At 54.8% G+C, this 25,019-nt stretch carries 21 protein-coding genes; 13 read left to right on the forward strand and 8 right to left on the reverse strand.

Translation table 11 applies throughout. The annotated features are described in order from the left end of the window. Positions 1–106: 106 nt before the first annotated feature. Complete coding sequence (locus tag ELY38_RS01170) at positions 107–1,231, forward strand: aminotransferase class V-fold PLP-dependent enzyme (RefSeq protein ID WP_127059691.1); 1,125 nt, start codon at positions 107–109, stop codon at positions 1,229–1,231. A gap of 93 nt (positions 1,232–1,324) precedes the next feature. Here ELY38_RS01170 and ELY38_RS01175 read toward each other — a convergent pair whose 3' ends face one another. Further along, positions 1,325–2,761 (reverse strand): hypothetical protein, encoded by a 1,437-nt coding sequence (locus tag ELY38_RS01175; protein ID WP_127059692.1) that lies wholly within the window; start codon positions 2,759–2,761, stop codon positions 1,325–1,327. Positions 2,762–2,897: 136 nt separating this feature from the next. Here ELY38_RS01175 and ELY38_RS01180 point away from each other — a divergent pair, with 136 nt between their 5' ends. Both ELY38_RS01180 and ELY38_RS01185 read left to right on the forward strand, forming a co-directional pair. Further along, positions 2,898–3,860, forward strand: coding sequence for a J domain-containing protein (locus tag ELY38_RS01180; protein ID WP_127059693.1), 963 nt, complete (start codon positions 2,898–2,900; stop codon positions 3,858–3,860). 19 nt (positions 3,861–3,879) lie between these two features. Continuing rightward, positions 3,880–4,308, forward strand: a complete 429-nt coding sequence (locus ELY38_RS01185; RefSeq protein ID WP_127059694.1) for a hypothetical protein — start codon at positions 3,880–3,882, stop codon at positions 4,306–4,308. Here ELY38_RS01185 and ELY38_RS01190 read toward each other — a convergent pair. Then, positions 4,228–6,654 carry a mechanosensitive ion channel family protein gene (locus ELY38_RS01190; RefSeq protein ID WP_127059695.1) on the reverse strand — a complete coding sequence of 809 codons (2,427 nt, stop codon included), beginning with the start codon at positions 6,652–6,654 and terminating at the stop codon, positions 4,228–4,230. The genes ELY38_RS01185 and ELY38_RS01190 overlap by 81 nt on opposite strands. Positions 6,655–6,845: 191 nt before the next feature. Between ELY38_RS01190 and ELY38_RS01195 the strand changes: the two genes are divergently transcribed. Next, positions 6,846–7,853 (forward strand): amidoligase family protein, encoded by a 1,008-nt coding sequence (locus tag ELY38_RS01195; protein WP_127059696.1) that lies wholly within the window; start codon positions 6,846–6,848, stop codon positions 7,851–7,853. Positions 7,854–7,900: 47 nt separating this feature from the next. Next, complete coding sequence (locus ELY38_RS01200; RefSeq protein WP_127059697.1) at positions 7,901–8,581, forward strand: gamma-glutamyl-gamma-aminobutyrate hydrolase family protein; 681 nt, start codon at positions 7,901–7,903, stop codon at positions 8,579–8,581. On the opposite strand, the gene tpx is transcribed toward ELY38_RS01200, so the two are convergent. Then, the gene (gene tpx / locus ELY38_RS01205) at positions 8,571–9,074 is read right to left on the reverse strand and encodes a thiol peroxidase (protein ID WP_127059698.1); all 504 of its coding nucleotides are present in this window, start codon (positions 9,072–9,074) and stop codon (positions 8,571–8,573) included. The two genes, ELY38_RS01200 and tpx, sit on opposite strands and share 11 nt — an antisense overlap. Before the next feature lie 136 nt (positions 9,075–9,210). Between tpx and ELY38_RS01210 the strand changes: the two genes are divergently transcribed. Then, a complete protein-coding gene (locus ELY38_RS01210; RefSeq protein WP_127059699.1) occupies positions 9,211–9,927 on the forward strand; it encodes a glutamine amidotransferase in 717 nt (238 codons plus the stop codon). Here ELY38_RS01210 and nfi read toward each other — a convergent pair. Both nfi and ELY38_RS01220 read right to left on the reverse strand, forming a co-directional pair. Beyond that, positions 9,893–10,618 (reverse strand): deoxyribonuclease V, encoded by a 726-nt coding sequence (nfi, locus tag ELY38_RS01215; protein WP_127059700.1) that lies wholly within the window; start codon positions 10,616–10,618, stop codon positions 9,893–9,895. The genes ELY38_RS01210 and nfi overlap by 35 nt on opposite strands. Before the next feature lie 120 nt (positions 10,619–10,738). Beyond that, a complete protein-coding gene (locus ELY38_RS01220) occupies positions 10,739–12,463 on the reverse strand; it encodes a DEAD/DEAH box helicase (RefSeq protein ID WP_127059701.1) in 1,725 nt (574 codons plus the stop codon). 499 nt (positions 12,464–12,962) lie between these two features. Here ELY38_RS01220 and ELY38_RS01230 point away from each other — a divergent pair, with 499 nt between their 5' ends. Further along, positions 12,963–13,160, forward strand: coding sequence for a CsbD family protein (locus ELY38_RS01230; protein WP_127059702.1), 198 nt, complete (start codon positions 12,963–12,965; stop codon positions 13,158–13,160). Positions 13,161–13,274: 114 nt separating this feature from the next. Then, on the forward strand, positions 13,275–13,760 hold the full coding sequence (locus ELY38_RS01235; RefSeq protein ID WP_127059703.1) for a PRC-barrel domain-containing protein: 486 nt from the start codon (positions 13,275–13,277) through the stop codon (positions 13,758–13,760). A 121-nt stretch (positions 13,761–13,881) separates the two neighbouring features. Here the strand turns inward: ELY38_RS01235 and ELY38_RS01240 are convergent, their stop codons facing one another. Both ELY38_RS01240 and ELY38_RS01245 read right to left on the reverse strand, forming a co-directional pair. After that, positions 13,882–14,874, reverse strand: a complete 993-nt coding sequence (locus tag ELY38_RS01240; protein ID WP_127059704.1) for a glutathione S-transferase family protein — start codon at positions 14,872–14,874, stop codon at positions 13,882–13,884. Between the two features lie 97 nt (positions 14,875–14,971). After that, complete coding sequence (locus ELY38_RS01245; RefSeq protein ID WP_127059705.1) at positions 14,972–15,883, reverse strand: LysR family transcriptional regulator; 912 nt, start codon at positions 15,881–15,883, stop codon at positions 14,972–14,974. A gap of 712 nt (positions 15,884–16,595) precedes the next feature. On the opposite strand from ELY38_RS01245, the gene ELY38_RS01250 reads away from it, so the two are divergent. Continuing rightward, positions 16,596–18,251: a peptidoglycan DD-metalloendopeptidase family protein gene (locus tag ELY38_RS01250; protein WP_127059706.1), complete on the forward strand. Its 1,656-nt coding sequence runs from the start codon at positions 16,596–16,598 to the stop codon at positions 18,249–18,251. Positions 18,252–18,350: 99 nt separating this feature from the next. Here the strand turns inward: ELY38_RS01250 and ELY38_RS01255 are convergent, their stop codons facing one another. Next, the gene (locus ELY38_RS01255; RefSeq protein ID WP_127059707.1) at positions 18,351–19,991 is read right to left on the reverse strand and encodes a L,D-transpeptidase family protein; all 1,641 of its coding nucleotides are present in this window, start codon (positions 19,989–19,991) and stop codon (positions 18,351–18,353) included. Positions 19,992–20,096: 105 nt separating this feature from the next. Between ELY38_RS01255 and ELY38_RS01260 the strand changes: the two genes are divergently transcribed. From ELY38_RS01260 to ELY38_RS01275, 4 genes are all read left to right on the forward strand, one after another. After that, a complete protein-coding gene (locus ELY38_RS01260; protein ID WP_127059708.1) occupies positions 20,097–20,822 on the forward strand; it encodes a murein L,D-transpeptidase catalytic domain family protein in 726 nt (241 codons plus the stop codon). Between the two features lie 73 nt (positions 20,823–20,895). Next, a complete protein-coding gene (locus ELY38_RS01265; RefSeq protein ID WP_127059709.1) occupies positions 20,896–21,915 on the forward strand; it encodes a patatin-like phospholipase family protein in 1,020 nt (339 codons plus the stop codon). A gap of 302 nt (positions 21,916–22,217) precedes the next feature. Continuing rightward, positions 22,218–23,570 carry an MFS transporter gene (locus ELY38_RS01270; RefSeq protein WP_127059710.1) on the forward strand — a complete coding sequence of 451 codons (1,353 nt, stop codon included), beginning with the start codon at positions 22,218–22,220 and terminating at the stop codon, positions 23,568–23,570. A gap of 111 nt (positions 23,571–23,681) precedes the next feature. Next, positions 23,682–24,947 (forward strand): nitrate regulatory protein, encoded by a 1,266-nt coding sequence (locus ELY38_RS01275; RefSeq protein WP_127059711.1) that lies wholly within the window; start codon positions 23,682–23,684, stop codon positions 24,945–24,947. Positions 24,948–25,019 lie beyond the last annotated feature (72 nt).

Consider the following 25,019-nt stretch of genomic DNA (forward strand, 5'->3'; position numbering starts at 1 on the left):
CCTCATGAACCTCATTGGCTGCACTGGCCTCGTCTAACAATTCCTCGTACTCTGTAAGGCACTTTATCTCGCGTGATTTGTACGCCTACTCATCAAGGAGAACGCCATGGCGGCCCTACTGCCCAATGTCGACCCCACCGGCCTGCTCGAATACTCGGTCGTGTACACTGATCGTTCGCTCAACCATATGTCGCAGCAGTTCCAACAAGTAATGCGCGATATTTCGGCCACGCTCAAAGAGGTCTATAACGCCCACTCGACGGCTATCGTTCCTGGTAGCGGCACCTTTGGCATGGAAGCGGTCGCACGCCAGTTTGCTTTGGATCAGAAAACGCTGGTTATCCGTAACGGCTGGTTTAGCTACCGCTGGACCCAGATTATCGAGATGGGCCGTTTGACCGACCAGCACACGGTACTCAAGGCCCGCCGCGTAAATGCCGATGATCCACAGTCGCCGTTTGTGCCCGTACCTGCTGAAGAAGTCGCCGAGCGTATTCGCCAAGAGAAGCCCGCCGTGGTATTCGCCCCGCAGGTGGAAACCTCTGCCGGTTTACTTTTGCCCGATGACTATATACGCACCGTGGCCCAAGCCACTCGCGACGCAGGCGGCCTGTTTGTGCTGGACGCCATTGCCGCTGGCACCCTGTGGGTGGATATGCAGGATCTGGGCATCGATGTGGTGGTTAGCGCTCCACAAAAAGGCTGGAGCGGCTCACCCTGCTGCGCCATGGTCATGCTTTCTGAACGTGCTACACAGCGTCTGGATGACACGCAAAGCAACAGCTTTTCCTGCGATTTAGGCAAATGGCACGCGATCATGCAGGCCTATGAAAACGGCGGTCATGCTTACCACGCCACCATGCCCACCGACGCCCTGCGCCAGCTGCGCGATATCATGCAGGAAACCCGTGAGTACGGCTTTGCCAAGGTAAAAGACGAGCAGCGGACCATTGGCCAGGAAGTACGCGCCATGCTCGAACGCCATGGTTATATCAGCGTGGCAGGCGAGGGCTTTGAGGCGCCGGGTGTTGTAGTAAGTTACACCGATGATGCAGGTCTTGTGGGCAAGTTTGCCCAGGCGGGCGTTCAGGTCGCAGGCGGCGTGCCGCTGATGTGTGATGAAGGTGATAACTTCCAGACCTTCCGGATTGGCCTGTTTGGCCTGGACAAGCTCCACGAAACACAGCGCAGCGTGGATAACCTGGAACAGGCGATCAATTCGCTAGGCTAACCACTCCAGACAGCCACGCCCGTTATCCGCGCCGCCAACCCGGCGATCAACCGTCTGCTGCGGTATCCGAGTGGTAGTCGGTTGATTGCTGGCTTACGAGGTGGCATCTGGTGCTATTTCTGATGCTGCTCTGTTATCCGCGACCTTTTCCACATCCACAATACCCGAGCGGCTAACCACCACTTTCCAACGCGCCAGGTAAGGGGTGTCTTCACTCCCCGTCTCACGCACCACCAAGTTGAACAGATGGCGTCGCTCCACGCTTTCGCGCACCGCCTGACCATCCTTTAACCGATAGATATGGTGCTTCTCTTTACTCATCAGGCGGGTCAACATCATAAGATCAATATGCAGCGTTTCCCGGGTATGTTCATAGCCGCTTAGAAATCGGGTAGGCGACATGCGCGAGCTGGAACGGTAGTGCAGCACCATCTCTTCACGCTGGGCCACCGTGCGCCGACGCATCTGCTGAATATCCTTATCTAACGCGGCATAGCGCTTGTAATCAAACCACTCAAGCTGACGCCCCACCAGGGTATTGCTGGTCGGGTCGACATACTGGCGCCTCCACTTGGGCCTGCCCCGACGCAATAACCGCCAAAGCGTATTGCGCAAATCGTCCTTGAACACCTCGCGCATGGCGTAGAGTAGCGCCATAGCCAGTACAAACAGCGCCGTAATGTCGCCCACCACCTCGCGCACGCGCAGCACGCCCAAAGTGACACACGCCATCACCACGGCCGTGGCGAGCGCCTTGACCGCTTTTTGCTCGCCGCTACCCAACTCCAATGATTCCTGCTTGAGGGTAATCGGATATTCAATCAGCCGTCGCAACAAACGCATCTTGTTGGACATGCGGGTCGGGTCAGCCATCACGCGTTCGGCGTTGTACTGCTGCTCGCGCCGATATTCGCTTTCATGCTCACAGACACTGATAAAACGACGCTTGATATCGCTAAATTCGCCGCCCCGTGGCATATGCGCCACCAGGGCTAGCAACTGCTGTTCAGTAAACCAGGAAAGGTAGTTATCAATATTGGCAAAGTACTTATACAGGCGCTCATCGGAAGGCTGGTGGCGACGCAGTTTCTTTAGAATGTTTTCGCTTAGATCCTGCATTTCATTTAACTGTTCGCAAAGTACCTGGCTACTTTCCTTGACATCGTCCGACTCATTTTGCCGCTCACTACGCAACTTACGCTCGCCAGCCAAGAGTTCCTGGGTCGTCCGCTCCATGGCCACCACATACTGGTAGGCGTAAAGACTCAGGCTCAAGCGATAGGACTCGCTGCCCAGCTGGTTTCGACTAACCAGCCGGCTATGCACCAGCGGTAGATGATAGGCATCACTGGAGTAAGTTCGCGAGACGTTAATAGAGGCGTGATAAAATGCCTCTTCGGAAATGACATGGGTGTTCAAGCCAAGCTCTGCGGGCATGAAGAGATAGACATCAAGCCGGTGGGATGTCTCCTCTTTAAGCCGCCGGGTAAGGCGCAGATGGAAGCTGTTTTTGCGCTCAACGCTGATCACCTGCTCAATCTCCTGCTTTATTGCCTATCGCGATGATATACCATGGCATTAATTATAATGGTGAGCCATCTTGCGCGGTTATAGTGCACGGTCATGCTACACGATTGATTCACCTCTTTGCCTTTGGAGCCAGGGAATGTCCATTGCCCGTTTTTCACCCTTTGAGCTGTTGTTGCTAAAAAGCCGCAGCCAAGTGGATACGGCAAAGCTGCTGCTGTTGGCCTGGGTATTGGTTCATCGCCAGCATGTTTCAGAAGGTCAGCGGCGACGCCGACTGGCCCAGGTTTCCGTGCACTTTCGCCATGGCCACGAACTGGCACCCATCATACACATTGCTCAGCAGCAAGACCTGAAAGCGATCCAGCTTGCCGCAGAAGTGCTTCGTAAGGAGTGTTCTAAAGAGCATAGCCTTGGTGTGATGCATCAAGCTATTACAGTTGCAACGGACAGTGGCGAGCTATCATTGGCGAATCACTATATCCTGCGTTTCCTGGCGGATTTGCTCAACGTTGAACCCCTCACGCTCAACACCCTGTTTCAAGAGCTAACGGGAAGCCCCCTGGCTACGCCAGAGGACCCTAGCCGCGATGCGTACTGGCGAATACATGACGCCGATTACTATGCCCAGAAAGCGCGCGAGGCCGAAGCCGCCCAGCAGCAAGCTCGCGAAGCTCAGGAAAAAGCCGAGCGGCAGGAAAAAAAACGCCAGCAGGAAGAGGCTGAACGCGCGCATTCTAAAGCCCAGGCCGAGGCCGAACGTGAAAGAAACCGTCAGCAAGAGCATGCCCGACGCCAAGAGCAGCGTGAGCACAAAAAACGCCAGCAGCGAGAATCGCAGCAAGAGGGCGCAAAGCAAAGAAGCTCCTATCAGCGCGCCTCATCACCGCCACCGCCTGATCGCACAGCCCGTGCCCTGGCCGTATTAGGTTTAATGCCGGGCGCAAGTCAGGTGGAAGTGCGCAAGGCTTATCGGCGCATGGCACAATTGCACCACCCGGACCGCTTCTATACCGAAAGCGAGCATCAGATTGCTCTCGCCTCGGCACGTTTTCAGCGCATCAAAAGCGCCTATGATTATTTAATGCACACCTACCGATAATAACCGGCCTACTTCTCTTATGCGCGATCTGTACCAACGCCTTGGCGTTTCGCCCCAGGCAAACGATGAGGAGCTGCAGCAAGCCGTAGCTCGCTGCCCCAATAGCGCCTTGCGCCAGGATGCTAAAGCTGTCTTCGAGGTGCCCAAACGCCGCGAGAGCTACAACCAGGCGCTTACGACGCTAAGCGATATTGGGCAACTGCGTGCCCGGCTGGGCCTAACCCACGGTGCGCACTGGCAGGGCGACGTGGCCAACGATTTTTCGCTGCCTGCCGATCAGGCCGTTTCCCGACACGATGAACTGGTCGACCGCGTCAGCCACGCGGTTATACTTTACAACCGCTTGCGCGGGCTACGCGGCATCTGGCTACTCATCATCACTTTCTTCGTTGGTACGGGCATAGGTGTTGCGCTTGGGTTCATCCTGAGCAAAACCCTCGCTGCGTGAGGCTCCAGGGGCGCGTTCGCGCTCATCGCGCTTAACTTCGGCCTCGGTAGGCAGCGGCGCAGGCTTGGGCGGAGTGGGCTTATGCTTGGGCGATCTCTGCCCCTCCTGCCCATCGGTATTTTCAAACGAGAGCTCCGTACCTTCATCAGATGTCATGCGGTCTTCGGAGCGGGCCTCCATGCTAACACTCAGACGTGGCACACCCAGGTCGATGGCCTGCTCTTCCATCCGCTGCTTCAATAACAGGTTAAAAGCGCGGGATACGTCCCACTGCATTTCCGGCGCCGTGCGAAAACGCATGCGCAATACCGGGCAGCCCTCTTCAAACCCCTGCACGCCCTGCATTTCCAGCGGTGACCAGATGTAATGGCGCATCATCGGGTCCTTGCGCAGTTCCTGCGCGGTTTCCTGCATCAGCGTAATCGCATCATCAATTTTCATATCATACGGAATGCGAATCCGCATCAGGGCAATACCGAACTGGCGAGACATGTTATGGATGGATTCAATACGACTGAAGGTAATGATATGCACGATGCCATCCAGGTCGCGTAGCCGCACAGTGCGCAGCGTGAGCCCTTCTACCGTTCCCATATGGTTATTAATGCTTACAAAATCATCCACCGCCAATGAGTCTTCAATCAGGATGAAGATACCGGTAATCAAATCTTGTACCAGCGTCTGGGCACCAAAACCAATGGCCAAACCAATCACACCGGCACCCGCCAGCAGCGGCGTGACGTTAACGCCTAAATTCGCCAGCCCGGCAATAAATGCAATAATCAGAATCGTGACAAAGATCACGTTACGGATCATCGGTGTAATGGTTTGCGCGCGTGCCTGGTTAACGCGCCGCCCTCTCGCACGGCCTGACGAGGTAAGCGCCCGCTGAATTGCTGTATCAGCAAATATCCACACCAGCCACGCCAATAGGATGGTCGCCCCCAGGCTCACCAAGGCCTGACCAATACGTGCGCTGGCAACAGCCTGCTGACCAAGCCCAAAGAGCGAGCCGCCCCATACCTGCATGAAGAGTTCGGCAAACACCATCCACGAACAGATATGCGCCAGTACAAATCCAAAGCGCTCTAAGCGTTTGCGATATTGGCTGTAGCGGCGACGATGGCGACGCTTTCCAATCCGTACCTCCTGACGCCTCAGCAGGCCAGTAATCACCAGGGTAAGTACCAGAAGGCTCGCAGAAATAATCGAGCGCGCCAGTGCTGTGCCCACATCACCTACGGTAATAAAGATCGCCAGTAGCGATCCCCCTACCAACAGCAATGCAGGCACGTGCCAGAGCCCGCCCAGCGCACGAATCATCTCGACCGCCGTGCTGGCATCGCGGCGCTGTTTAAAAGGGCGATTACAGATCAGGTGGCGTACAGGACGCTTGAACTTAAAGATAAACCGGGCCGATAAAAGCGCCGCCAGCATATTGGCCAACACCGATACCAGACTTGTAAGCTCCCCTCCCAGTAATCCCACCAGGCGGGTAGAGTTAACGGCATCGCCCAGAGCAATTAATGCTCCGATCACAAATAGCCCGCGCAGCGCCCGCTGCTGAAGTAGCTGCACAGCCGTGAAGCGGTGCCCCCGACTGAAGAAGGCAATGACCGTTTCAAACACGACCGAAAGCGCACGCCCACATAGGCAGATGTAGGCCACCACCAGAACAAGCATTCGCCCAGGATTAAACGATAGCAGTTGGCCAATTCCCAATGTAATCGCAAAGGCCAGGGCCCAGGGCAGCATACGGCGTAAGAAGTGCGCGGCAAGCAGCCACGCCTTGGGGTCGCGGGGCAAATCAAGAGGCCAGTTCCGTCGGGTAGCGATCAGTCGTCCAAAGGCAACCATGACTACCAGCAACGTGATCCAGATCACAGCTAGAACCGCGCCATCGGCAACCGCGCGAATCGCCGCGCCCTGGCCTGCACCATCGTTAAGCGCGCGCAGGTCGGCCACGCCTTGCACCAGCTGTCTTGACCATTCATCGATTGGTGAGTCGCCAGCCTGCGCCTGTTCGCCGATATCGGTCAGCGTATCGGCAAGCGCTCCCAAAAGCCCCTGGCGCACCACCGTGTCTTCCTCGGCGGCATCGGCGGTGACCTGTAGCTCACGCAGTGAATTCAGCAGCTCAGTGCGACGCTCTTCATTTTCAAGCATGGCAATGACATCATTAAGCGAGCTTTGGAATTCGTTGCTGCTAACATCAGTTTCGCTACTGGATTCTCCTCCCAAGCTGGGTAGCGAGACGCTGGGTACTTGCGCCTGGGCTGGCATTAAGCTGACCAGTACAAACAAAACGAGGCTGATGACAGTGTTGATTATCCAGTGCTGTCGCACGCCTTACTCCCAAAATGGATAGGTAAATGTCCCCGTACGGTGAAGTAGCCAATCATCACGCGCTACTCAACGGAATCGGCTCAGCCTTCATGCGCGACTATCTTCGTGCGCGACTATCTTCGTGCGCGACTATCTTCATGCGGGACTATGATAGGCTGATAGTTTAAACGTTCATTTCACAGGATGCCGAGATGACGCTGCAAGCTCCCCCAAACCGGTTCAATAGTGATGGAAAGCTGCGACACGTTGGCGTTGAAATCGAGTTTGCTGGCCTCCCACCGCGTGATACGGCCCAGGTAGTACGTGAGCTGTTCGGAGGCGAGCTTAACGTTGTCAGCCCTCACCGCCTATTGGTTGAAAACAGTCGCTGGGGCGTATTCGGTATTGAGCTAGACACCCAGTATGCCCATCCTGACCAGGCGTTGCTTGACGAGAGTAGTGATCAGGATAGTGAATGGAAGCGACATCAGCACCAACGCCGGGTGGAGTTTCATCAAAAAACTCGTGAACTGATTGGTGATATGGTATCAGGTCTGGTACCGACAGAGCTGGTCTGCCCGCCGATTCCCTGGAGTGAGCTTGAAAACCTGGATACCATTTTTCAGGCGCTGCGCGATCAGGGGGCTAAAGGAACTGACGCCAGCCTGCTGTACGGATTTGGCCTGCACCTTAACCTTGAGGTCGAGCGCCTGGACGTTGAGTATCTATTAACGATGCTGCGCGCTTACCTGCTGATGGCCCATTGGCTACGCGATGAAATCCGGGTCGACATCACCCGCGAAGTGTTGCCCCATGCCAATCCTTTTCCCAAAGACTACGCATTAAAGGTTCTGGATAGCCGCTACCAGCCGGACCTGGATACGTTTATTGACGACTACCTGCATTATAACGCCACGCGAAACCGCGAGCTTGACCTACTTCCTTTATTTGCCTATCTGCGCCCTGACCACACTCACGAACTGCTACATACAAAGCTGATCAAACCCCGCCCCACTTTTCATTACCGGCTGCCCAACGCCCAGCTTTCGCAACCGGGATGGGGAGCGGTTACCGAGTGGAACCGTTGGGTCGAAGTAGAAAAACTGGCCGCTAAAAAGGCAGTCCTTCATGCACGCTGTGCTGAATATATTGCCGAGCACAACCGGCCCTTTTTATCGCGCCTGAAAGACAAGCTGATGCACTGGGCGAAGCGGCATTAACGTGAACGCATGCTCATTTTTTGGACACTCGAAGGGAAGTTATCTGAATGTCACGGCCGCTGATCGGAATCACCACTTCAGATGCTAAAAGCCAGCTTGCCTGGTGGTTTGACTGGTTTGCCGTATGGCGCCATGGCGGAAGGCCCTTACGCTTATCCCCTTCCCGCCCCCTGCCAGAGTACCTTGATGGCCTGATCATTGGCGGCGGCGATGATATCCAGGCCACCCTTTATGGCGGTGAGATTCAACTGGACGTTCGCCTTGACCCGGCCCGAGACGAGCTGGAACTTGCCCTGCTCGAACGTTTTATACCGCTGAATACGCCGGTACTGGGTATCTGCCGAGGCGCACAGCTTATCAACGTACATCTAGGTGGTACGCTGGACCCTGACATTTACACCACTCACGAAGGGTTAAAGCGCAGACGCACGGTATTGCCACGTAAAACCGTTGATATTGTCGGTGACAGCCAACTCTACCAGTTGCTGGGCGTCACCTGGTGCCGCGTCAATAGCCTTCATCATCAGGCGGTCAACAAGGCGGGCAAGGGAGTCGAGATCGTGGCCCGAGACCGGGATGGACTAGTGCAGGGTATCGAATCTCGCGAGCACGACTTTTTAATTGGCGTGCAGTGGCATCCAGAATGGCTGATTTTCAACCGCCCCCAGCAGCGCCTGATTCGGGCGCTGCTGGAAGCCGCCAAACGACCGCTAAACGCTACGCATTAAGCGCCGCCAGCGCAGCATCGTAATCAGGCTCATTTTTGATTTCGCTGACAAGCTCACTATGCAGTACGCGGTTATCGGCATCCAATACCACAACGGCGCGCGCGCACAGGCCAGCCATGGGGCTATTGCATAGCGCCACCCCCCAGGTTTCCTGGAAATCAGGATGACGGAAGGTTGATAACGTTTTGACGTTATCCAGCCCTTCAGCGCCACAAAACCGTTTGGCAGCAAACGGCAAATCCGCAGATACCACCAGCACTACTGTATCTGCAAGGTTGGAGGCAAGCTCGTTAAAGCGCCGTGTGGACATAGCGCAGGTGGGAGTATCCACGCTGGGAATAATATTGAGCACCTTACGCTTGCCTGCATAGGTATCCAACGTGACGTCCTGCAGGTCGCTATTGGTCAGCGTCATCGCAGGGGCTGTCTGCCCTTTGGCAGGCAGTAAACCGGCGACATCCATTGGTTCGCCTGCACGGGTAACCTGTTGCATTACGTATTCCTTATATCGTTGATGATGAATGCGTTCTTACCATCTGAGAAGCCATGGTAGGCTATCTGCCGCGCTTTGCAGACTTATCGCGAAGCGCAGGGTTAACATTTGCGCTGCATTTCACCGAGGGAGTGATATGACCTGTGTACTGATCGTTAAAACCGGTGACGCTTATCCAGAAGTAGCCGACCAACATGGCGATTTTGAAACGCTATTTTTAAATCAGTTAAACACCGCATTGCCAGCGCATTTACACCTGCAAGTATGGGATGCCAAGCGTCATGCCAAAGCACCTTCCCTGGATACATTAGCAGGCATTGTGATTACCGGCTCCCATAGCATGGTAAGCGAAGCCGAGCCCTGGAGCGAGGCCCTTAAGCCTTGGCTGAAAGAGGCGCTGGAAAGTGATATTCCCATGCTGGGCGTCTGCTATGGACACCAGCTAATGGCGGCAGCCTTTGGCGGTGTCAGCGACTATCACCCGGCTGGCCGTGAGTCAGGCACCCATGGCGTGCAGCTGACGCAAGAAGGCCAGCAAGACCCGCTGTTTGGTCAATTACCGCAACGCTTTGACGCCCATCTTACCCATGCGCAGACCGTTTTGCAGGCACCCGCTAGCGCGACCGTGCTGGCCCACAATCACCATGATGCTCATCAGGCGCTGCGCTACGGCCCACGCCAATGGAGCGTACAGTTTCATCCAGAGTTTACCCCGGCCGTCATGCGAGCTTATATAGAGCGCCAGCGTGCCGCACTGCGCGACCAGGGCGAAGACCCCGGCAGCCTATCTGCCAACGTGATGGAGGCGCCTGAAGCGGCTAGTCTGCTGACACGTTTTCTGACGTTTGTATAACGGTCTGCTTACGCTGGTCGCGGCGCGAAGCGAGCCGGTCCGCCAGACGGGTTGGCTCGGGCAGTTTGGTGCGCCCTAAGCAGCGCATCACCCATTCAAGGGAGGTTTCCAGGCTAATGCGGTGGCCAGGGGAGACAAACACCGGCTTCACCTTGTTACGTGAACGCAGCACTGCACCGATGGTGTCGCGGCCTGAGCGCAGCGGCACCCACTCGCCTCGCTCCTCGCCTACCTCGTCATGCTTTCCGTATAGACGAGACTTGGCAACCCCAATCGTGGGCAAATCGAGCCACAGCCCCAGATGCGCAGCAATCCCCAGCCTGCGTGGGTGGGCAATTCCCTGCCCATCGACCATGATCAGCTCGGGCATGATGCTGAGTTTCTCAAACGCGCCTAGTGCGGCCGGAATTTCACGAAACGAGAGCAGCCCCGGAATATACGGCATGCGTGTGGGCTCGCGGTGAACAATCTGTTCGACCACGGTGAGATCCGGCGCGGTGGCAGGGTCCCAACGGAGCAGCACCACGGCGGCGCGTGTTGTGTCGCCGTTATCCTCAAAACCAATATCCATACCAGCAATATGGGTAACCGGATCAATACGGTCAGTTAACTCCAACTTCTGGGCAAGCTCTTTTTGTAAGGCAATGGCCTCTTTAGGAGCCAGATTCCATTCATGTAGCGCTGTTTTCATCATTGACTCCCTGTCGTGTTTAGCGGGATGTTTTTAGCGTAGCAAAAAAATGCCCCCGCACCGTTTCCGGGCGGGGGCATTTCAGGACGCGGCAGATACCGCTAGCGAGCGCTTATACGCCTACGCTTCGCGACGACGGATCGGCGCATCGCCATCGTCACGGCGACGGCGCGGAGCACGCTCGGGCGCGCTATCTTCGCTGATTTCCAACGGACGGCCAGCAACGCGGGCACGCGCCATCTTGGTCAGAATCGTGGCAGGCAGGCCACTGGGCAGCTCAACAACCGAGAAGGCGTTACGAATATCAATACGACCGATACGCGCACCTTCAATACCGCCTTCATTGGCCAGTGCGCCAACCAGTTGGCCTGGCTTGACGCCATCCTTATGGCCAACGGATACGCGGTAGCGGGTCATGCCTTCGCTGGGTGCACGCGGGCGCTCACCACGCTCGCCACGCTCACGACGGGCTCCCGGCTTGGCGCTGCCGCCATCACGCGGAGCACGCTCTTTACGCGGCGCCTGCAGGCGGCCAATCGGCGCCTCATCAGCACGTGCCATGGCAGCAAACGCACAGGCCAGCTCGATCGGGTCATGACCTTCTTCAACCAGACGCTCGACCAGTGCACGCTGTTCTTCAGCGCCTTTAGTCAACGCAGCTACCACACGGTGGTGGAAAACTTCGTCGCGGTGAGCGCGGATAGCAGCTTCGTCAGGCAGCGGCATTTCGGTCATTTTCTGACCAGTCGCCTGCTCCATCCAACCTACTTTACGGCCTTCGCGGAAACCGGCGAAGGTAATCGCGATGCCGCTACGCCCGGCACGACCGGTACGGCCGATGCGGTGCGTGTAGGCTTCTGCGTCTTGCGGCAGATCGTAGTTGATAACGTGCGTAATACGCGGCACGTCAAGACCACGCGCGGCAACATCAGTCGCAATCAGTACATCGACCTTGCTACGCTTCAAGCGAGTAATTGTACGTTCACGCAGGCTTTGATCCAGATCACCGGACAGGCCAGCGGCATTTACGCCGCGCGCAGTCAGTTGCTCAACCAGCGTGGTACAAGCAGCACGGGTACGCACGAAGACAATAGCGGCATCGACCGGCTCGACTTCAAGAATACGCGCAAGCGCTTCAAGCTTGGCACCGCCGTCAACGCGCACAATACGCTGTTCAATGTTTTCACCGGTGGTCGTGCGCGATTCAATCGCCACTTTTACCGGGTCAACCAAGTAACGGTTAACAATGCGCTCGATTTCAGTCGGAAGGGTAGCCGAGAAGAACACACGCTGTGCATCTTTCGGGGTATCGGCGACCACACGTTTAACGTCGTCGATAAAGCCCATGCGCAGCATTTCGTCAGCTTCGTCTAACACGAGCGCTGACAAGCCATCCAGCTTCAAGCTGCCACGATCCAGGTGATCGATAATACGGCCAGGGGTGCCAACGATGACTTGGGCACCGCGCTTCAGCGCGCCTAGCTGCTCACGATACTCTTGACCACCACACAGCGTCGCAACTTCGAGACCCTGCAGGTTTTGACCATACTTACTAAATGAGGCTGCAACCTGCTGAGCAAGCTCGCGGGTCGGGGCCATTACTAACACTTGGGGCACACGACGCTGGATATCCAGACGTGACAATAACGGTAAAGCAAATGCAGCGGTTTTACCGGTACCAGTTTGTGCCTGGCCCAGCATATCGCGACCTTCTAACAGCGCAGGAATGGTTTGCGCCTGGATCGGCGACGGAACTAGATAGCCCTGTGCTTCAACAGCAGACAGAACGGCAGGCAATAGAGCCAGATCGCCGAAGCTCGGCGAGGCGACAGAAGTCGAGGTCATTAATCACACCTTGGTAGGCCGGCAGTACCGGCAAAAAACATCGTAAGCGTCTCTGACTCTGTTATCGCTGCATAAAACGCATCAATAAACAGACTCCGCCAAGCGGATAATGTCATCAGTGGAGTCGGAGACGCCGGTCGCACCTAGCATCCGGTTGGCAAACCTATTATCAAGAGCCAACCGCTGTGGCGACCTTCTGCGCCGATTTCACCCGTTTGGTGAAATGCTGGAGGCGCGCCATCTTCACAGCAATGAACATCTGCAACTGGCTAGATGTTCCCGCAAGCTTTCCTGCGTATGAATATACAGCTACACAGGTAAATGCTTATCGTCGTGATGGAGGGGTCAACACATGCGAGGAGCGCGCATCCTAACACCCCACTTCATGAATGACCAGCTTTTTTACTTTACCAACATTAAACACCTAAACTTGAAGTTGTGTAAATCTAGTCTAACTTAAGAGATACCTTTGCATGTTCAGCAATTCAAGGAGTGATATATGAACTGGGACCAAATTGAAGGTAAATGGACTGAAGTCAAAGGCAAGGCCCGTGCTAGCTGGGGCGAGCTCTCGGATGATGAGCTTGACCAGATCGGCGGCAAGAAAGATCAGTTGGTTGGGAAACTGCAGCAGAAGTACGGTCTTGAGCGTGAGCAGGCTGAAAAACGTGCCGATGACTGGGCCAACGGTCTGTAAGCTGCCTGCTTATCCATTTTGATGACTATTTCGCTATGGGTAGTGAAGTGGCCTGTACTGACAGCTTGTCTTGAAAAGCCACCACTATCGTTTATTGCCACAGGGAGAGAAGCTATGCGTAAGTCAATGCTAACTACCGCGATCACTACGGCACTGCTAGGCAGCCTGGCATTTGGCGTACAGGCTTCAGAGCAAGAGCCACAGGGCATGTATTCTGCTGAAGATATTCTTGATGCAGAGGTTTACTTTGCCAATGGCTCTGGCGACGAGATTGGTGAAGTCGATAATATTTTGTTTGATGAAGAGATGCGCATTAATGCATTGGTTATCGAAAGCGGCTCTGTACTAGGCTTGGGCGGTCGTGAGATCGTAGTGGGTACTGATTACTTCTCGCTTGAAACACATACAGAAGATGATGGTGAGACTGAGCATCGGATTATTTTGAATGCGACGCATGAAGAGGTCGAAGCCTTCCCCGCCTATAATCGCGACTGGTGGGAACAAACCAAAGCCAATGCACGTGATGCTTGGGAAACCACGCGTGATGGTGCACAAAGCGCATGGCAGTCAACGCGTGAAGCCGTATCAGATAACGAGTAACCCTTTTATAGTCGCTATATGATAGTGGCTATTTTAAAGTTACCGACTGGTCAGCTTAACAGCTAAAACAAACAGGCCGCCCACCGGGCGGCCTGTTTAATTGTTGGCTTTCTATAAAGCCTTATTTCTTGCGTATACCCTGCCCCGGCAAGCGCTCCCGGTCGTGGGGGCGCTCGAAATCAAGCAGCGGCCCGGCAGGCACGATACGTGTCGGATTGATGTTGTCATGGCTATAATAGTAGTGGCGTTTTATATGATCCATATCGACCGTTTCAGCAATGCCCGGCCATTGGTAAATTTCACGCACGTAGTTGGCCAAATTGGGAAAGTCTTCAATACGCTTGAAGTTGCATTTGAAGTGGCCGTAATAAACGGCATCAAACCGGATTAGGGTGGTAAACAGGCGAATATCCGCTTCCGTTAGCCATTCTCCCGCCAGATAGCGCTGGGTAGCCAGACGTTTTTCGACACGCTCAAGCGCTTCAAAAAGTGCTTTTACATGTTTTTCATAAACTCTCTGCTCGGTGGCAAAGCCTGTCTTGTACACCCCATTGTTAATATGGTCATAGATATCAGCGTTGATGTTATCTATGACGTCGCGCAGATCATCCGGGTAGAGGTCCAACACGTTGCCCGTCAACTCGTCAAAGGCGCAATTAAGGATGCGCATTAAATCAGCCGACTCGTTATTAACAATCGCGCTGCGTTTTCTGTCCCACAGCACCGGTACGGTTACACGGCCAGTATAGGCGGGGTCCGTCATGGTATAGAGCTGGTAGTGATAGTCCACGCCGTTGAGCGTGTCACCGCTTGAACCTTCATCTCTTTGGTAAGTCCAGCCCTTATCGAGCATCAGTGGGCTTGTATAGGAAACATTGATCAGTGAATCAAGACCCTTGAGCTTGCGCATGATCAATACACGATGCGCCCAGGGACAAGCTAGCGAGACATAAAGGTGATAGCGATTTTTTTCTGCCGGATAGCACGTGCCATCGGTTTCGGGCTGGCTGCCTACCCAGTCGCGTAGCTGGGCCGATTCACGGATAAATTCACCTCCGCTTTTTTTCGTGTCATACCACTGATCATGCCATTCGCCATTAACGAGCAGGCCCATAGGTCATCTCCTGAAAGGGTGATCATCAGGCTATTTGCCCAACTGACCCTAGCATAGCCCTCTGATGCAAAGGCTCAAGCGGATGTTTTACTGTGTTTCATTCGAGAGAATCGAAGCTTTCCAGGCACTGCTCTTCAACCGCCTGCTTTAGCGCTGCAGCCATGGCATGGGCAGCTGGCCCTGCTCGGTCACGATCCCGGAAGATCATTTGGATAGGCACCACGCGAACGCAGCCTGCTGCCAGCGGAAGCGGCTTGAGCCGTCCCTGGCAAATGTCATCTGCAATACGCGTTTCCGGCATCCAGGCAAATCCTAGGCCTCGCTTCAACATGTCCAGCGAGGTATTCAAGTGGCCTACGGTCCAGCGCTGCTCGGCTTTAAGCCAACCGGCGTTAGTGGATTGGCGCAGTGCCGAGTCACGCACGACCAGCTGCCGATATTGCGCCAGGTCGCGAAGATCAAGAACCCGCCCCAACTGATGCAGCGGATGATCAGGGTGCGCCACTGCGACAAAACGAACGCTCACCAGCGGCTCGCCTAGAAAGCCCTGCGCTTCGATGCCTGATATCACTAAATCCGCGCGTCCATCATAGAGCATTTCGATCCCGCCATTGAGTACGCTTTCATGCAGCTGCACACGCACCTGCGGGTAGGTTTCTGAAAAGCGCTCAAGTGCCTTGGCTTGGGCTGACGCTGGAAACACCTGATCAATCGCCAGCACTATCTCAGCCTCAAGGCCCGATGCCAGGCGTGAAGCAACGTCTTCCAGCGACGCTGCACTCTCGATCAGTTGACGCGCACGGCGAAGCAGTAATTCGCCTGCCTCGGTCAGGCGTACCTGACGACCAATGGGTTCAAGTACCTGCACACCTAGCTGCTCTTCCAGCTTGTGAACGGCATGATTTAAGGTAGAAGGACTTTTGTGGACAACTTCCGCCGCGCGCGCAAACCCTCCATGATCCACGACCGCCGCCAGCATTTGCCATTGTGAAAGTGTTACCCGAGACATTTCGATTTCCTCAACGCTTCACAGCGAAATAATCCGCCTGATCTTCGAAAAATACCGCTAGGATGCCAGCAATTCACCGCGAATATTGTATTTTCACTCTACATTTCGCTTATAGGCCAAGAACGTGCCAATTCCCTGCTGCAGCTAACCTCTATTTGAGGTAACACTTTTGGGTTCATTGTTCTTATTGAGCCGAAAATTAGCCCTCAAGCTCCCAATTAACTTTTTGTTACAAAAAAAACTGGCGATAAGAAGCTCAGCTTAAGCATGAGGGACTCTTATTCTACTCAAGTTATTCTCTCTATCGCAGTCGGGCATAACTTAACTAATATATAAATTATTTAAATGACTGTTTTTACTAACAATAAAAGTAAGCCTTTTGAATTAAACCTGCTTGCAGCTTAATCGTTCTTTATAAAACTTTCACATAGAGACCATGTTGTCTATGGTTAGGTTAACAAAGAGAACGCTAGTAGCATTGATGACTGTGAAAAGCAGCCTACATTAGGTAACATTTTTTTACCTAAATGCTTACTTTTGTTAGCAATAAGCATGCATAAGCAGGCAATGTTCTAATTATATTTAACTTCCTGTCAGAGGCATGCAGATTGTATGGATATACAGTCTATTAACCCCTTCCTTCATGGGGTAAGGTTCCCGGGCTTGCTTCCATACTACTTTTTTGATCACGAACTCGGCGGCCTATTTACCCATGTTGCGAATCCTACATTCGCTGCCCCGCACGCATAAATTGTTACTGTTACCCGTGGCCACAATGGTCACTGTGTTGGGCGCACAAAAATTAATTACAACGTATCAAGATCTGAACCAACCCCATACTCCAATTGAAAGCGTGTTAGTACCGCTTCCAAGTGACTCGGCTCCCGGCATTCCATCGCTTCACCAAGAGCGAACGTCGGTCGCTGATGCAATCAACCGTGCCTCCCGCGCGATTGACGCCACCCGCGAACATATCCCGCTTAGCGATTTAGCAGTCAAGGAGGTTATTGACCTTGACGTTATCTCCAGCGCTGAAGCCTCTATCGCCGATACGACCCCGCCAGGTACCGCGCTTGATCATGGCGCGCTGCATATGGCCATTGTTGTCGGTACGCTGGCAAGCGGCATGCTCGATATCGATTCTACTTCTTCAGTCGAAATCGCCAATGCCACTTCTTATGAAGACTACGGAATCGACCTATTCGACGACGTCTCGTTTCTTGAACTTGAGCTCGCTGCTGAAGAGCCGTTTGTACCGGAATGGAAAACACATATTGTTGAATCCGGTGAGACCTTTGCGGTGCTGGCGCAAAATGAGCTGGGTCTAGGCTACAGCGAGGCATTGGCATTGCTTGATGATTTGCCAGAACCGCGGATGCTGACCAACTGGCAGGCAGGCCATAGCTTTGACTACCAGCTGGATGAAAATGGCCGCCTGATGTCGCTTCGCATGATGAAAAACACGCGTGATGGGGTATTGGTCGAAAGCGAAGACAACCAGTTTGCCGTTACCGCCATCGAGCGACAGGGTGAACCGGTTCAGCGCCTTTATGCAGGTAGCGTTAGCGGTAGTTTTGCCCGCTCCGCTCAAGCCACCGGCTTAAGCAGCAGCTCTGTAACTGAGCTGACCAAACTGCTCGAGAAAAAGCTGGATTTTCGACGTGATAGCCGCCGGGGTGATCAATTCCAGGTGCTGGTCGAGTCCGATATGATCGAAGGTGAAACGCTCGACTCACGCGTGCTGGCGGTCAAGTACAATGGCGAACGCATGGATCTTACCGTGGTGCGTAACGCTACAGACGACAATTTCTACACGCCCGACGGCAACAGCCTCGACCCGTCCTTTGCGCGCTACCCATTTGAGGGCAGCTACCGCTTGAGCTCGAACTTCAACCCTCAGCGCAAGCATCCGGTAACCGGCCGTATCAGCCCGCATAACGGTACAGATTTTGCCATGCCAATTGGCACCCCAGTGATTGCTCCGGCCAACGGCCGCGTCGAGCGGGTAGCCAACCACCCTGCCGCCGGACGCTACATCGTGGTACGCCATGATAACGGCTACCGTACACGCTACCTGCATCTTTCTCAGCCTTTGGTCAGCCAGGGCGATCGGGTAACCATGGGTGAGCGTATTGCGCTTTCAGGCAATACCGGGCGCAGCACTGGTCCTCATTTGCATTACGAAGTCATCGTTAATAACTCGCCGGTGAATGCCATGACGGTCGATCTGCCGGAAAACATGGGGCTAAGCGGCGATACGTTGATTGCTTTCCAGCGTCAGGCCGAACCCATGCTGGCCGCGCTGGATAGCGGCGAGACAGGTACCATCAGCGTTGCAGGCTATCAGCCGGAGAGTGACGCCGAATAACCGCCCTCGCCCTCGCCTCCTAAAACAGTAACGCCGCCCAATGGGCGGCGTTACTGTTTGCAGGGCGATAATTTCAAACTGCAGGCTGCTGGCCAGACGCTACACCGAGCGTTGCAGGGCGGCGAGCAGTGTAGCGTCGCGGCGATAGATATCTGAACGAAATTCGACTTCGCCCTCAGCATTTGGCCAGGCAGTCAAATAGTGCAGTGCCACCGGGATGCGCTGCGGCAGGTTCACGTTGCGGTCACTGCCTCCACTATTTAGCAGCGTACTGAGCTGATAGCGGCTGCCGCTATCCTGAAGCAGCATCTCAGCGAATTCTCGCACGCCCTCCACGCGTATGCAGCCAGAACTCAAGGCCCGCTGGTTACGCTGAAAAAGCCCTTGGGCCGGCGTATCGTGCAGGTAAATCATGTCATCGTTGGGGAAGCGCACCACGATTCTACCCAGCGGATTACCGCTCCCCGCTTCCTGGCGCAGCATAACGCCTCCAGGGCGTTGCCAATCCACCTCGGCGGGGTCTAGCTGTGCGCCGGCCATATTGATTACCTGCATATTGTGCTGAGCCAGATAGTCGGCGTTCTGACGTACACGAGGCAGAACATCCTCACGCATGATGGTAGGCGGAATCGTCCAACTGGGATTAATCGTCAGATGGCTAATAGACGAATGAATGATGGGCGTTTCGCGGCGCGGCGATCCAACCACTACCCGGGCATTCCACTGCTGTCCACTCGGGCGGATATAGTGCAACTGGAAGCCAGCAATATCGACCCAGACACGCGGCTCACTAGCTTGCATGGGGCCTATCCAGCGGGCGCGTTCCAGATTAACCCGCAACTGATCGACCCGGGAGGTGACAGGAGCATTAAGTGCTAGACGCGTCTGCTCGCCGACAACGCCGTCTTCCTTAAGCTGATGGCGTCGTTGAAAACGCTTTACCGCCGCTTCAAGCTCAGCGTCAAAGGCACGCTTATCACCCCCTGCCACCTGTACGCCAATCATCGGATAGGCACTGCTATCCGCCGAGAGCAGGCCGGTTTCGCCCCACAGTGTCAGGCGTTGGCGCAGTGTGGTTACGTCATCGTCGACATCACCCAGGCGCAGCGACTCCTCTCTCGAGCCAAGATAAGGCGCACTGCCCAACATGGCGATCTGGCGATACTGGCTTAACGCTTCACGCAGCTGCTGATACTCGCTGGAGGCTGGCCGCGCCAGGTTAAAAGCACGTTCCAGGTCCTGGTCATCAACCGCGTGTGTGACTCTCAAGAGCGAGTAGCGCCGTTCAGGACGCGTGACGTCCCAGCTGGGTTCAACGTCTCGCGGGTTGACCTTGCCACGCTCCAGGTGGTCAAGCGCCAGTAGCAACGCGCGGGTTGCCTGGATATCGAAGGCAGCCTGGACAGACTCCCCGGCATTCTGGCTACTCTTAAAGGCCCCCATCAACATGTCAGCACGGTAATCTGCCGGGTTTAAACCATCATCTTCAAGCGCATTAAGCGCAGCAACCAATGCCTGAACTGCCGATTCACTCTGCCAGGCCAACTTTTCGTTACGCAGTTGATAAAATTCTTCCACCGGCAATTGCCCCTGACTGTCGGCTTGGCCCTGCAGAGTAAGTGCTTGTTGAAGCGGCTCATTAGCTGCGTACGCCAGCACTGCGCCGAAGGGGATTTGGGACATCGCCAGACCTAGAGCGGCCCCTATCGCCCATTGTCTTAGTGTCTGCATCTCGTTCATCGCCCTCTCCTTGCGTTACTATGAGTTCCCATTTGCAGCATGATTACTTCTATCATAGCCGTTTACTTATTTTCGTCGTCAATATCGTCGGCAGGATTGCTCTGTATGGTAACCCGTTTGCGCCCTTTTTCCGTGTTGTGCTGTGTGCCGTTAGCGTTACTTAGCCTTCCCCTTCAAGCGAGTAGTTTTTTTTCAAGCGTTGCTGCCGCCTCGCCCCCTGGTGTTTCACCGCTCCAGCATCAGCTTCTTCAACTAGCTCCTAGCGCTACCCCTGAAGCCCTGCGCCTTGCAGCTCAAGCACTTAGCTGTGCGGACCCGAATGCCGAGCGACTAGCCGTTATCGACTACTCGCTACCGTCAACCGAACCCCGCCTGTGGGTATTTGATTTGCATGAACATAAACTGCTGTTTGAAGAGCTGGTGTCTCACGGCCAGGGGTCTGGCGACGCTTACGCCGAGGCCTTTTCCAATACCCCTGAGAGCTACCAATCAAGCCTTGGGCTATTTCGCACCATGAACAGCTACTATGGACGCAACGGCTATTCATTAAGGCTCAACGGGCTTGAACCCGAGGTCAACGATCTGGCCTATGAGCGTGCGATTGTGATTCATGGTGCCGACTATGTAAGCGATGACTTTATTGCCCAAACCGGACGCCTGGGCCGTAGCCATGGCTGCCCGGCGGTACGCCAGGATATTACTTACCCGTTGATCGATAGCTTACGCGAAGATCAGTATGTATTTGCTTATTACCCTGATCAGGAGTGGATTGCCACTTCAAGCTTCTTACACTGCACGCAATCCCATACCACTCATTTGGCACAGCGCTAGACAGCTTCTTCTGGCACGCCTGCGTTCTTATGCCATGCTAAAGAGCATTAAACTCACGAACGCATGAGGCCCTATGACGCAAGTCAAGAAGCTGGATCTCGCTTTACAAGGCGGTGGCGCGCACGGTGCTTATTCCTGGGGCGTGATTGATCGCCTGCTGGAAGATGAACGTATCGAGATAGAAGGCATCAGCGGCACCAGTGCCGGCGCCATGAACGGCGTGGTGATGGCGGATGCCTTAACCCGGGGCGACAAGCCCCTCGCCCGGCAGGCCTTGAAGGATTTTTGGCAAGCCGTCAGCCGCGCCGGCATGGCAAGCCCCATAAGACGCTCCCCCATGGATGTCTGGACCGGCAACTGGAGTCTTGACCGCTCCCCAGGCTATCTCGCCATGGATATCATGACTCGCCTGGTATCGCCCTATCAGTTCAACCCGCTTAACATCAATCCACTGCGTGAGATCGTAGCCGAATACATCGATTTTGAGCGAGTACGCCAGTGCAAGCAGCTCAAACTGTTTGTGACAGCGACCAACGTGCGCTCAGGTAAGCAGCGCGTCTTTCGCCGTGAAGAGATGAGTCTGGATGCCATCATGGCCTCAGCCTGCCTGCCGCACGTCTTTCAAGCGGTTGAAATTGACGGCGAGGCCTATTGGGACGGCGGCTATATGGGTAATCCGGCGTTATTTCCTCTGATGGAAGAGTGCAGCTCGCGAGATATTCTGCTGGTGCAGATCAATCCCATCAGCCGCGAAACAGTTCCCACCTCGGCCGCGGCCATCATGAACAGGCTAAACGAGATTACCTTCAACTCTGCCTTGATCAAAGAGATCCGCATGATCGCGCTGCTTCAACATGCACTGGAAGAACAAGGCATCGAAAACTGCTACCAGCAGGCGCTGTTTCATCGCATCAGTGGTGAACAGGCGCTGGAGGGGCTTTCGGTATCCAGCAAGCTCAATTCAGAGTGGGCGTTTCTTTCCCACCTTTTCGAACAAGGGCGAGCCGCCGCCGAGCGCTGGCTGGAGGAAAACTTTGCCGCCATTGGCCAGCATTCGACCCTGGATGTTGACTCGGTTTATCTGCACGAATAGATAGCACTAATGTGAGGCATGCAGTCCACGGTATGCCCATCAATAGCGCGCCTCACAACAGCACAATGGTTTTTCGCCCCTCTAAAAATACATAACCAGCTGATAAAAATACCAAAAATTTCCTTTGGCGAACTAATTGCTTCACTAGGCTTTGTGGTGGTAGGCGTAGACCAGGCCCAACCGGGTACGAGTGCGTCGAGCCTGACCTTCAACGACGAAGGCTTGTTCTCGTAAAACACGTGACGCGATATAGCGATTCGGCGTTACGTGATGCTCAACTGGTGATCCTGAGAGGCCATTCCATGGACATACGTAACAAAGCCAATCGTATACGGTTGTTGAATTTCTCGACGCCACAAATGCGCGCCTTCCACCTATCGTGGTTTGCGTTTCATATCTGTTTTTTCGGCTGGTTCGGCATTGCCCCGCTAATGGCGGTAGTGCGTGAGGACCTTGCGCTGACCCAAACGCAAATCGGCAACACGATTATCGCCTCGGTCGCAATTACCGTGATTGTCCGCCTGTTAATCGGCCTGTTATGCGACCGCCTAGGGCCGCGTAAAACCTACACGGGCCTGCTGGTATTAGGCTCAATTCCCGTGATGGGTATTGGCTTTGCCAACAGCTTCGAAACCTTTCTACTGGCCCGCTTGGCCATCGGCGCGATCGGCGCCTCGTTTGTTATTACCCAGTACCACACCACCATGATGTTTGCACCCAATGTAGTGGGCACGGCCAATGCAACCAGCGCTGGCTGGGGCAACCTGGGTGGCGGCACCACGCAGATTCTGATGCCACTGATTTTCTCAGGGCTATTGATGCTGGGGGTCAATGAGGCGCTTGGCTGGCGCCTGGCCATGGTAGTACCCGGCGTCGTGCTGTTGATTACCGGCATTGGCTATTGGCTGTTCACTCAGGATGCGCCGGACGGCAACTTCAGTGACCTGCGCGCTCGCGGCGAGCTGCCCGAGGCAACAGGTGAAAACGGCGCAATGCAGAGCTTTCTGGCAGCAGCGAAGGACATTCGTGTCTGGGCGCTATTTATCGTCTATGGGCTGTGTTTTGGCGTTGAGCTTACGATCAACAATATTGCCGCCATCTACTTTTTTGACCAGTTTAATTTGAGCCTGGCTACCGCCGGGCTGATCGCCGGGCTATTCGGGCTGATGAATATCTTTGCCCGCACGCTGGGCGGCGTTTTCTCGGATATGTTTGCCAAACAGGGCGGCCTGAAGGGCCGCGTGCGCTGGCTGTTTATTGCTTTGATTTGCGAAGGGGTTGCGCTGATCGCGTTTTCGCAGATGCACATTATGAGCCTGGCAATTGGCATCATGCTGGTGTTCAGCTTGTTCGTGCAGATGGCGGAGGGCGCCACGTTCGGCGTGGTGCCGTTTATCAACAAGAAAGCTCTGGGCGCCGTTGCAGGCATTGTGGGAGCAGGCGGCAATGTAGGTGCTGTCTCAGCCGCGTTTCTGTTTCGCAGCGAAAGCCTGAGCTATCAGCAGGGGCTTTTTTATCTAGGGCTGACCGTGTTGGTATTAGCATCATGTGTGCTGGTCGTGCGCTTTAGCGACGCCACCGAAGCACAGGAAGCCAGTGCTTACCGTAACGCAATGGGCGATGACACCAATGCAGGAGCGCTTTCATTACGTTAAAACCCTCACTACGCCATCATCAGGCGTTATATTCATCAAGACCGTCCCTGCCCTTGCCGTATCTACGCACTGGGGCAGGACGATTAAGGCAGAGAGGAAAAGGAAAACGCCATGTCATCTGCCCAGCAGCTGCTCTTAACCGCCATACGTTGCGATATCGACAACCTTACCCATTTGGCCACGACCTCGGAGATGGTTGGCGACATCAGCCGCTTTATCCACATGCTTCAACGCGAGCGGGGTGCTTCTACGGTTTATCTTGCCTCGCAAGGCCAGCGCTTCAAGACGCGCAGACAGGCCTACCTGACACATAGCCAGAAGGCCGAAGCGCTAATGCGAAAACGCTTGGAGGCGCTAGGTGAGGAAGCGCGACCTCAGGCGGCAGCCCGCTTATTGCGCCGAATTGCCGCAGTATGGAGCGCATTGGACGAACTGAACGCTCTGCGCCGCGCCATTGATACGTTTGCCATTGCCCCGGATGCGGCCACCCAGGCCTACAATCATCTGATCAGTGGCCTGCTCGCTGTGGTGTTTGAAGCGGCCGACACTGCTGACGACCCGGATATCACCCGTACCCTGGTGGCAATCTTTCATCTTATGCAGGGCAAGGAGCTGGCAGGGCAGGAGCGTGCCTGCGGCGCCTTTGGTTTTACCCTTGGTCATTTTGATGACCGCCATCGCCAGCTTCTCCGCCAGCTGATTGAAGATCAGCAACGCTGCTTTACTACCTTTATTGAGTTTGCTACGCCAGAAGCCGAGCTTGGCTGGCAGCAAGCAGTTTCAACCAGCACGCTTACCGGCATTCAACAGCTGCGCGAGGCTGCCTGCCAGCCGGTTTCAAGCCATACCACTTCGAATGCGGTAGGCGAAACCTGGTATGAGCTGACCACACTGCGTATCGATGCAATTAAAACCGTGGAAGATGCGCTGCATACCCAGCTTACGACGCTTTGCTACCGTAAGATTTCCCAGGCTCAGGCAGCGCTTGAGCAGGCCAAAACCCAGCCTTTCCGACCTACCAGCGCGCCTTGTGAGCAGTTGTTGACCCTGGGCCAGGTCCAATCGCTTGGCGACCTGACCGCCAGCGCCCTGACCTCCCCGCTTGGCCGGTCGCTGATTGAGCTTACCCAAGCACAGTCCAGCCGTTTGCAAGGCTTGAGTGATGAGCTGGAAACCACTCGCAAGACGCTGCGTGAACGCAAGCTTATTGAACGCGCCAAAGGGCTGATCATGGCGCACCAGTCCATGAGTGAAGAGGAGGCTTACCGTTTCCTGCGCAAGACATCGATGGATCAAAGCAGGAGCATGGCAGATATGGCACAAGCTATTCTCGATCTTTCCCTCATATTGAAAAAGGATCAGGCACGCTCGTACTAGATAGCTCATCAATCGCCTATGCACGGTTTGCAAGATGCTCATGTATTAGCCATTCTAAAAGTCCCTGTCTAT

The organism is Vreelandella nanhaiensis (assembly GCF_003990185.1).
GTDB lineage: Bacteria > Pseudomonadota > Gammaproteobacteria > Pseudomonadales > Halomonadaceae > Vreelandella > Vreelandella nanhaiensis.

What these genes read in the sequence shown, in the direction of transcription:
- ELY38_RS01195 (WP_127059696.1), top strand. Translation starts at nt 6,846, where the DNA reads ATGACGCTGCAAGCTCCCCCAAACCGGTTCAATAGTGATGGAAAGCTG.
- ELY38_RS01230 (WP_127059702.1), top strand. Translation starts at nt 12,963, where the DNA reads ATGAACTGGGACCAAATTGAAGGTAAATGGACTGAAGTCAAAGGCAAG.
- tpx (WP_127059698.1), bottom strand. Translation starts at nt 9,074, where the DNA reads ATGCAACAGGTTACCCGTGCAGGCGAACCAATGGATGTCGCCGGTTTA.
- ELY38_RS01170 (WP_127059691.1), top strand. Translation starts at nt 107, where the DNA reads ATGGCGGCCCTACTGCCCAATGTCGACCCCACCGGCCTGCTCGAATAC.
- ELY38_RS01200 (WP_127059697.1), top strand. Translation starts at nt 7,901, where the DNA reads ATGTCACGGCCGCTGATCGGAATCACCACTTCAGATGCTAAAAGCCAG.
- ELY38_RS01275 (WP_127059711.1), top strand. Translation starts at nt 23,682, where the DNA reads ATGTCATCTGCCCAGCAGCTGCTCTTAACCGCCATACGTTGCGATATC.
- ELY38_RS01245 (WP_127059705.1), bottom strand. Translation starts at nt 15,883, where the DNA reads ATGTCTCGGGTAACACTTTCACAATGGCAAATGCTGGCGGCGGTCGTG.
- ELY38_RS01185 (WP_127059694.1), top strand. Translation starts at nt 3,880, where the DNA reads ATGCGCGATCTGTACCAACGCCTTGGCGTTTCGCCCCAGGCAAACGAT.
- ELY38_RS01270 (WP_127059710.1), top strand. Translation starts at nt 22,218, where the DNA reads ATGGACATACGTAACAAAGCCAATCGTATACGGTTGTTGAATTTCTCG.
- ELY38_RS01240 (WP_127059704.1), bottom strand. Translation starts at nt 14,874, where the DNA reads ATGGGCCTGCTCGTTAATGGCGAATGGCATGATCAGTGGTATGACACG.
- ELY38_RS01265 (WP_127059709.1), top strand. Translation starts at nt 20,896, where the DNA reads ATGACGCAAGTCAAGAAGCTGGATCTCGCTTTACAAGGCGGTGGCGCG.
- nfi (WP_127059700.1), bottom strand. Translation starts at nt 10,618, where the DNA reads ATGAAAACAGCGCTACATGAATGGAATCTGGCTCCTAAAGAGGCCATT.
- ELY38_RS01255 (WP_127059707.1), bottom strand. Translation starts at nt 19,991, where the DNA reads ATGAACGAGATGCAGACACTAAGACAATGGGCGATAGGGGCCGCTCTA.
- ELY38_RS01235 (WP_127059703.1), top strand. Translation starts at nt 13,275, where the DNA reads ATGCGTAAGTCAATGCTAACTACCGCGATCACTACGGCACTGCTAGGC.
- ELY38_RS01180 (WP_127059693.1), top strand. Translation starts at nt 2,898, where the DNA reads ATGTCCATTGCCCGTTTTTCACCCTTTGAGCTGTTGTTGCTAAAAAGC.
- ELY38_RS01260 (WP_127059708.1), top strand. Translation starts at nt 20,097, where the DNA reads ATGGTAACCCGTTTGCGCCCTTTTTCCGTGTTGTGCTGTGTGCCGTTA.
- ELY38_RS01220 (WP_127059701.1), bottom strand. Translation starts at nt 12,463, where the DNA reads ATGACCTCGACTTCTGTCGCCTCGCCGAGCTTCGGCGATCTGGCTCTA.
- ELY38_RS01250 (WP_127059706.1), top strand. Translation starts at nt 16,596, where the DNA reads ATGTTGCGAATCCTACATTCGCTGCCCCGCACGCATAAATTGTTACTG.
- ELY38_RS01210 (WP_127059699.1), top strand. Translation starts at nt 9,211, where the DNA reads ATGACCTGTGTACTGATCGTTAAAACCGGTGACGCTTATCCAGAAGTA.